General features: G+C 62.2%; 6 protein-coding genes and 1 pseudogene. 2 read left to right on the top strand and 5 right to left on the bottom strand.

The window, feature by feature from the left end; translation table 11 throughout:
- Positions 1–22 precede the first annotated feature (22 nt).
- Together AOA60_RS00760 and AOA60_RS00765 are read right to left on the bottom strand one after the other, a co-directional pair.
- Entirely contained in the window at positions 23–1,195 is a 1,173-nt protein-coding gene (locus AOA60_RS00760; protein ID WP_099582755.1) for an FAD-binding oxidoreductase, read from the bottom strand.
- Entirely contained in the window at positions 1,192–2,397 is a 1,206-nt protein-coding gene (locus tag AOA60_RS00765; RefSeq protein WP_099582756.1) for a benzoate/H(+) symporter BenE family transporter, read from the bottom strand. Before AOA60_RS00765 ends, AOA60_RS00760 begins: the two co-directional genes overlap by 4 nt.
- Positions 2,398–2,745: 348 nt before the next feature.
- Here AOA60_RS00765 and AOA60_RS00770 point away from each other — a divergent pair, with 348 nt between their 5' ends.
- Complete coding sequence (locus tag AOA60_RS00770; RefSeq protein ID WP_099582757.1) at positions 2,746–4,137, top strand: PLP-dependent aminotransferase family protein; 1,392 nt, start codon at positions 2,746–2,748, stop codon at positions 4,135–4,137.
- Here AOA60_RS00770 and AOA60_RS00775 read toward each other — a convergent pair.
- Positions 4,134–5,027, bottom strand: a complete 894-nt coding sequence (locus AOA60_RS00775; RefSeq protein ID WP_099582758.1) for an AraC family transcriptional regulator — start codon at positions 5,025–5,027, stop codon at positions 4,134–4,136. The genes AOA60_RS00770 and AOA60_RS00775 overlap by 4 nt on opposite strands.
- Positions 5,028–5,209: 182 nt before the next feature.
- On the opposite strand from AOA60_RS00775, the gene AOA60_RS00780 reads away from it, so the two are divergent.
- Positions 5,210–6,262 carry an NAD(P)-dependent alcohol dehydrogenase gene (locus AOA60_RS00780; RefSeq protein WP_099582759.1) on the top strand — a complete coding sequence of 351 codons (1,053 nt, stop codon included), beginning with the start codon at positions 5,210–5,212 and terminating at the stop codon, positions 6,260–6,262.
- Here the strand turns inward: AOA60_RS00780 and AOA60_RS00785 are convergent, their stop codons facing one another.
- Both AOA60_RS00785 and AOA60_RS00790 read right to left on the bottom strand, forming a co-directional pair.
- Positions 6,263–7,066 carry an IclR family transcriptional regulator gene (locus AOA60_RS00785; protein ID WP_099582760.1) on the bottom strand — a complete coding sequence of 268 codons (804 nt, stop codon included), beginning with the start codon at positions 7,064–7,066 and terminating at the stop codon, positions 6,263–6,265.
- 357 nt (positions 7,067–7,423) lie between these two features.
- Positions 7,424–7,624, bottom strand: a pseudogene (locus tag AOA60_RS00790) (L-arabinose ABC transporter permease AraH); the annotation flags it as partial.

Consider the following 7,624-nt stretch of genomic DNA (forward strand, 5'->3'; position numbering starts at 1 on the left):
TCCTTGTGAAGTGGGTGAAGGGTTAGTGCAAATCAGCAACCTGTTTGACGGCCAGGCTGGAAAACGCCTCGTCGCGGCAACGCGCCGGGGAGAAATGCTGGTAGTTGAGTTGCAGCGCCGCCAGGTCCGCCGGCATGGCGACCCCCAGTGCCGCGTGGCTGCACAACCGGGCGATGGCCGGCGCGGCTTGAATGCCATAGCCCCCGAGGGCAGCGAGCCAGATAAAGCTCTCGTGCTGCGGGTCCTGGCCGAGCACCGGGGAGCGGTCGGCGACAAAAGTGCGCAGGCCCGCCCACTTGTTGATAATCGAGCGTGGCCGCAGGCGCGTGGTGCTTTGCAGACGGTCCATGGTGATCGCCAGGTCCAGCTCGTCGGGCAGCGCATCACAGGGCAACGACGGGTTTTCATCGCAGGGCGAGACGATCAGGCGCCCGGCTTCCGGCTTGATGAAAATGTCTTCGTCCACGGTGCCCAGGTACGGCGTGTGGTGCACGTCGCACTGTGGGTCCACCGCCAGCACCGTGCGGCGCAGCGGCCGCACACCGACCTTGGGCACGCCGCAACGCTGGGCGAACTCATCAGCCCAGGCCCCGGCCGCGTTGACCACGATCGCCGCCTCCAGCCGTTGGCCGTGCGCGGTGTGCAAGGTCCAGTGACCGTTGCGGTGTTCGCCGCGCAGCACTTCGGCTTCGCGCTTGACCACACCGCCGCGAGCCCGCAGGCCGCCGAGGTAGGCGCCATGAATGCCGTGCACATCCAAATCGAACGCGCTGGGCTCATAGATGCCGGCGCTCCAGGCGCCTTCGGCCAGGTAGGGCACCAGTTCGAGCACCTGTTTGTCGTCGAGGAATCTCGCCGTGGGCACTTGCCCGAGTACGGCGGTAAACCGGGCGGCCAGTTTGTCCACTCGCGCTGCTTGCGCCACGATCAACGCACCCCGTGGCGACCACAACGGGTGTTCGGCCAGGCCTTCGGGCGGGTTCTCGAAAAAGCCTCGGGAAGCGCAGGTCAGCGAGCGGATCTGCTGGTTGCCATAGCTTTCCATCGAGATCGCCGCCGAGCGGCCGGTGGTGTGATAGGCCAGTTGCTGCTCCTGCTCCAGCAGGCAAACGCTGCCGTGGGCCGCCAGCTCATACGCCGCCGAAACGCCAGCTATGCCGCCGCCCACCACAATGAAATCGTAACGTGCGGTCATGGTCGGCTGCCCTGCGCCATCGCGACGGCCTTGCTTTCGCGGGTGTAGGTCAGCACGAAGTGCGCGACGAGACCGAAGATCAAGCCCCAGAACGCAGCAGCCAGGCCGAGGAAACTCATGCCCGAGGCGGTGACCAGGAACGTGATCAACGCGGCTTCCCGTTGCTTCTCATCGGCCATCGCGCCGGTCAGCCCGGCGCTGATAGCACCGAACAGTGCCAGCCCGGCGAGGGACGCAATCAGCTCTTTAGGCAAGGCGGAAAACACCGAGGCCAGGGTTGCGCCGAAGGTGCCCATGAGGATGTAGAACACCCCGCAGGCGATCCCGGCGATGTAGCGCTTGTCGCGATCTTCGTGGGCTTCACGGCCGGTGCAGATGGCGGCGGTGATCGCGGCCAGGTTGAAGCCGTGGGAGCCGAACGGCGCCATCAGCACCGAACCAATGGCTGTCACCGAAATGATCGAGCGCGCCGGGGTGTTGTAGCCCGAGGTGCGCAATACGGCCATGCCTGGCACGTACTGCCCGGTCAGCGTCACCAGCGCCAGCGGCAGGCCGATGTTGATAATGGCGTGCCAGCTCCACTCTGGCGCGATAAACACCGGGTGCGCCACGGCAATGGTGATTGCACCGCTGTTCAATTCACCAAACGACGCGGCGACGGCGCAGCCGACAATCAGCACCGACAGAATCGCGTAGCGCGGCGATAGACGTTTGAAGATCAGGTACGCCGCAATCATCGCCAGCACCAACGCGGGTTGCAGCTTGATCGAGGTGAACAGCTCGGCGCCGAAGCGGAACAGGATGCCCGCAAGCATGGCGGCGGCGATGGCCTTGGGCAGGCGACTCATCAACTTGTCGAAGGCGCCGGACAAGCCCACCACGGCAATGATCACCGAGGCGACCACATACGCGCCGATGGCTTGTGGCAGCGTGACCGTCGGCAGCATCGACACCAGCAATGCCGCACCGGGTGTGGACCACGCGGTAATCACCGGAACCCGCAGGCGCCAGCTGAGAAACAGGCCGGTGATGCCGCTGCCGATGGAAATCGCCCAGATCCACGAAGACACCACGTCATTGGGCAGGTGCGCTTCCTTGGCCGCCTGGAACACGATGATCAACGGGCCGGCATAGGAAATGATCACGGCAATAAAGCCCGCGATGACGGCTGACAGGGATAGATCCTTTCTGAGTGTGTCCATGATGTCTCGACTTGGCGCGGCGGTGCCGGCGGTGAACGCGGGGAGATTGAGTCGATTGCTTCGATTCGAGATGAGTGTATTTGAAGGAATTGAGTTGATTCAATAGGCGACAAGGTTGTTACGAGATGTTTTTTTGCCGTTGACGCCGGTTTTCCCGCGATTAAGCAGTTAATAGATTGATTTATAAGGCGATTAAAAAACCAAAAAATATCTGAACCTGGCGATCAACATCGATTCAATCACGGCATCAATCGACTCAATTTATCGATTGTGTCGATTTATTAGTTGCCTAACCTCCCTGTGATATGCTCGGATATTCATCATTTCTACGATGGGCAGTGATCATTCATGTGGGTTCCCCAGCTAAGCGAATTCGGCCAGCCGATGTATTTGTCGATTGCCGATGCGTTGGCACGCGATATCGGCAACGGTGTATTGAACGAAGGCGATCGCCTGCCGACCCTGCGGGAGCTGGCCACGACCCTGAATGTCACGCCGGGCACCATCAGCCGCGCGTACAGCGAAGCCCAGCGCCGTCGCCTGGTGCAGGGTGAAGTGGGGCGCGGGACGTATGTGCTCAATCAAAAGCAGCTGGAGTTGCCGGCGAGTAATAGCGCGTCGATGCCGTTGAACCTGGGGCAGTCCGAACTGCTCGACCTGTCGATCATCAAGCCCTACAGCGAAACCCTGGAATACTGGCTGCGCGACGCGCTGGTGGGCATGGCCAAGAGCACCGATTTCGCCCGTGCCCTGGACTACGCCCCGGATGGCGGCCATCCGGCGCATCGCGAGGCGGGTGCACAGTGGTTGCGGCATTCATTGCCCGACGCGCAGTGGCAGCAGGTGATCATCACCGCCGGCGCCCAGCACGGTTTGATGGTGGCAATGAGCGCCCTGACCAACGCCGGCGACCTGGTGCTCTGCGAAGCACTTTGCTACCCCGGCATCATCTCCCTGGCCCATGGCCTGGAGCGCCGCCTGCGGGGCGTGCCGATGGATGACGAAGGCATCATTCCCGAAGCATTGCGCGAGCTGTGCCAGCGCGAAAAACCCGCGATGCTGGTGTGCGTGGCAACCTGCCAGAACCCGACGGCGGCGATCATGTCGCAAAAGCGCCGGGCGCAAATCGCGGCGCTGGCCGAAGAGTTCGACTTCATCCTCCTCGACGACGACATCTATGGTTTTCTCGCCACCGATCCGTCCATCAAACCGCTGTCGGCGTTTGCCCCGGACCGTTCGGTGTACCTCACCAGCCTGTCGAAGTCGGTGATGCCGGCGCTGCGTATCGGCTACCTGTACAGCCCGCCAAAACTGCTGTCACGCCTGACCTCGATGGTCCGCAGCAGTGTGTGGATGCCATCGCCACTGACGGCGCAACTGGCCAGCAATGTCGTCACCGAAGGCCTGGACAAAAAACTGATCCGCATCCAGCGCAACGAAGCCGCCGGACGCCAGGCGATTGCCCAGGAGATCTTCGCCAATTACGAACTCAAGACCCAGCCGTATTCCTACCATGTGTGGCTGACGCTGCCCGAGCCCTGGACCGCTGACGAATTCACCATGCTGGCGCGGGCCAATGGGGTGCTGGTGCTCAGTGGCACACAGTTCCAGGCCGAACGTTCCGGGGTGACGCGCAGTGTGCGGCTGGTACTGATGTCGCCCACCAGCCAGGACGAGTTGCGTTTCGCCCTGACCAAATTGGCCAGCCTGATCGATTCCGACCCGCGACGTTACTACTAGGCTGCGCGCTCCTCCCCTGGATTGCGCTCGAAGTAGCGCTTGTATTCGCGGCTGAACTGCGACGTGCTCTGATAGCCCACATTGTGCGCTGCCTGGGCCACGCCCATGCCTTCGACCAGCAGCAATTGCTGGGCCTTGAGCAGGCGCAGGCGCTTGAGGTACTGCACCGGCGACAGCAAGGTGCAGCGCTTGAAGTGCTCGTGGAAGGTCGACGCACTCATGTGCGCATACCCGGCCAACGTCTCGATATTCAGCGGTTCGGCGAAATGGGCATGCAGGTGATTCAGTGAAGTGGCGATCCGCGAGAACTGCCCCTGCTGCTCCACCAGCGCACGCAGCACATCCGCCTGCGGCCCGCGCAGCGCGGTGAACAACAACTCGCGCACCCGCGCCGGGCCCATGATCCGGCTTTCCAACGGATCGTGCAGGCACTGCAACAGCCGCTCGACGCAACCGCGCATGGCGTCATCGAGTATCACCGAACTCATCGACTCCAGGGTTTGCGCGGTCGGCGGCGGCCCGGCCTGCATGCCCATGGCCATCACCAATTCCCCCAGCACCACACGGTCGATCCCCACCGACACCCCCAACAGCGGCGCGCCAGGCGCCATGGCGAATGTCTCGCACTCAAACGGCACCGGCATCGCCTGGATCAGGTAATGCCCGGCGCCATACTCCAGGGTCCGCGGCCCCAGGTACGCGAGTTTGCTGCCCTGGGCCACGAACATCAGGCTTGGCTCATAGATCTGCGGCCCACGCGCCACGTCACAACTGGCGCGCAGCACCTTCACACCGGGCAGGTGGGTCGGGGAAAAACCGTCACAGGGCGTAAGCCCCTCAATCAGGGAAACCAGCGTGGCGTTGGCGTCGAGATGGCGGGTCAACAACATGGCAAAAAACTTCGCGAAAAAGGGATGTGAACATCATCGCAGGTCTGGCGACACATAAATCCAAACAAGGGGCACTCCCGGACGAATAGGCATGAGACTCGGAGCAATCGCCATGGCTGCCCCGAGGGTCGATGGGGAGAATGGCCCGCCTCACTTGTCACTGCTTTTTGCGAGGTTTCATCATGTACACCGCCATCGGTTATGCCGCCCAGTCGGCCACCACTCCCCTCGCCCCCATGTCGTTTGAACGCCGCAGCCCGCGCGCCGATGACGTGGCGATCGAGATTATGTACTGCGGCGTCTGCCACTCCGACATCCACCAGGCACGCAACGAATGGGGCATTGCCGTGTACCCACTGATGCCGGGCCACGAGATTGTCGGCAAGGTCACTGCCGTCGGCGCCAGCGTCACCGCGCATAAAGTCGGCGACCTGGTCGGCGTGGGCTGCATGGTCGATTCGTGCCGTCACTGTGAAGCGTGCCAATCGGACCTGGAGCAGTACTGCCTCGAAGGCCCGACCATGACCTACGCCACCCCGGACCGCGTGGACGGCAGCAACACCATGGGCGGCTATTCGGACAGCATCGTGGTCAGCGAGCACTTTGTGGTGAAGATCCCGGCCAAGCTCGACCTGGCCAGCGCCGCGCCGATTCTGTGCGCCGGCATCACCACTTACTCGCCGCTCAAGCACTACGGCGTAAAAGCCGGCGATAAAGTCGGGATTCTGGGCATGGGTGGCCTGGGTCACATGGGCATCAAGTTCGCCAAGGCCATGGGCGCAGAAGTCACGCTGTTCACCCGCTCGGCGAGCAAAGCTGAAGAAGGCCGTCGCCAGGGCGCCGATCATGTGATCGTGTCCACCGACGCCGAGCAGATGAAAGCCGCTGCCGGGCACTTCGATTTCCTGCTGGACACCATCCCGGTACAGCACGACCTCAACCCCTACCTCGACGTGCTGCGCTTTGATGGCGTGCACATCCTGGTCGGTTTGATCGAGCCGGTAGACCCGCCGGTGAACGCCGCCAAACTGGTGCTCGGCCGTAAGGTACTGGCCGGCTCGCTGATCGGTGGCATTGCCGAAACCCAGGAAGTCCTGGATTTCTGCGCCGAGCATGGCATCACCTGCGACATCGAAATGCTCGACATCCGCCAGATCAACGAGGCCTACGCCCGCATGATCGCCGGTGATGTGAAGTACCGTTTTGTCATCGACATGGCGACCCTGAAGGCCTGATCAGGCCTTCGCGCCCAACTCCGCTGACAGCCGCGCTGCGACCTGTTTGATCACAGGGATCAGCTCGGCCATTTTCTCCAGCGGCATGTAGGGCACGGTACTGGCGATGCTGATGCCGGCGACGATTCGCCGGCTGGCATCGCGCACCGGTGCCGCGACGCAACGGATCGACGGTTCGTTGTCTTCCAGATCGAACGCATACCCGCCCACCACGTATTCATGCATGCGCTGCTCGAACTGTGCCCAGGATTGTTCCGGGTGCTGCGGCCACTGCAGGTTTTTTCCGCCCGCCGGCAGGCTGGTTTCGTACAAGCGTTGCCACTCTTGCACCGTGTCATCCAGCAGCATCGCTTTGCCCACGCCCGTGCGCGCCAGCGGCATGCGATGGCCGACCCGCGAACGCATCTCTGGGCCATTACGGCCTGGGTTCTTGTGCAGGTACAGCACGTCGTCGTATTCGCGAATCGCCAGGTGGATGGTGTCGCCGGTCAGTGCCGACAGCTCGTCCAGGTACGGCACCGCCAGGCTCACCAAAGGCAGCTCTTCACGGGCCTGGAACCCCAGCTCGATCAACTTCGGCCCCAGCAGGTAACCGACTTGCGGCACCACGCGCAGATAACGCTCGTCCACCAGGCAACTGGCCAGGCGATGGGTGGTGCTGCGGGTGGTGCCGATGCGCTTGGCGATCTCTTTCAGATCCCGTGCTCCGGCCGCCACTGCCTGCACCACGCCAAGGCCACGCAGCAGGGTCTGGGTGCCGGTGGGGGCGGTGTCTTTGCTCGGGCTGTCGGGAGGTTGTTGCATATCAGGCCTATAAGTAAAAAAGCGCGGGCATTATGGCAAAAACCTCAATGCAGTGGAGATCCAAATGTGGGAGGGGGCTTGCCCCCGATAGCCATGGGTATCTACACAACTCTCAAAGGCTTACACATAACACTGTGGTGAGCGGGCTTGTCCCGCGCTGGGCTGCGAAGCGGCCCCAATAAGGTCACAGCAGAGTGCCAGAACCAATCGAGGTGAAGGTTTTGGGGCTGCTTCGCAGCCCAGCGCGGGACAAGCCCGCTCACCACAGAGTTTTGTATAAACCGGTGAGAGTTGTGTAGATACGCACCCTCATCGGGGGCAAGCCCCCTCCCACATTTGGCCTTCATATGATTCAAATCAGCGTTGTTTCATGCGGTCGATGACCACCGCCAGCAGCAGGATCGAGCCGCGAATTACGTACTGGTAAAACGTGTCGATGTTCTTCAGGTTCATGGCGTTTTCGATGATCGCCAAAATCAGAACCCCCGCAATCACATGCCGGATCATGCCGATCCCGCCGCTCAACGACACCCCGCCCAGCACGCATGCCGAGATCAC

This window comes from Pseudomonas sp. 2822-17 (assembly GCF_002742485.1).
In the GTDB taxonomy this organism is placed as follows: domain Bacteria; phylum Pseudomonadota; class Gammaproteobacteria; order Pseudomonadales; family Pseudomonadaceae; genus Aquipseudomonas; species Aquipseudomonas cyclaminis.

What these genes read in the sequence shown, in the direction of transcription:
- AOA60_RS00760 (WP_099582755.1), bottom strand. Translation starts at nt 1,195, where the DNA reads ATGACCGCACGTTACGATTTCATTGTGGTGGGCGGCGGCATAGCTGGC.
- AOA60_RS00765 (WP_099582756.1), bottom strand. Translation starts at nt 2,397, where the DNA reads ATGGACACACTCAGAAAGGATCTATCCCTGTCAGCCGTCATCGCGGGC.
- AOA60_RS00770 (WP_099582757.1), top strand. Translation starts at nt 2,746, where the DNA reads ATGTGGGTTCCCCAGCTAAGCGAATTCGGCCAGCCGATGTATTTGTCG.
- AOA60_RS00775 (WP_099582758.1), bottom strand. Translation starts at nt 5,027, where the DNA reads ATGTTGTTGACCCGCCATCTCGACGCCAACGCCACGCTGGTTTCCCTG.
- AOA60_RS00780 (WP_099582759.1), top strand. Translation starts at nt 5,210, where the DNA reads ATGTACACCGCCATCGGTTATGCCGCCCAGTCGGCCACCACTCCCCTC.
- AOA60_RS00785 (WP_099582760.1), bottom strand. Translation starts at nt 7,066, where the DNA reads ATGCAACAACCTCCCGACAGCCCGAGCAAAGACACCGCCCCCACCGGC.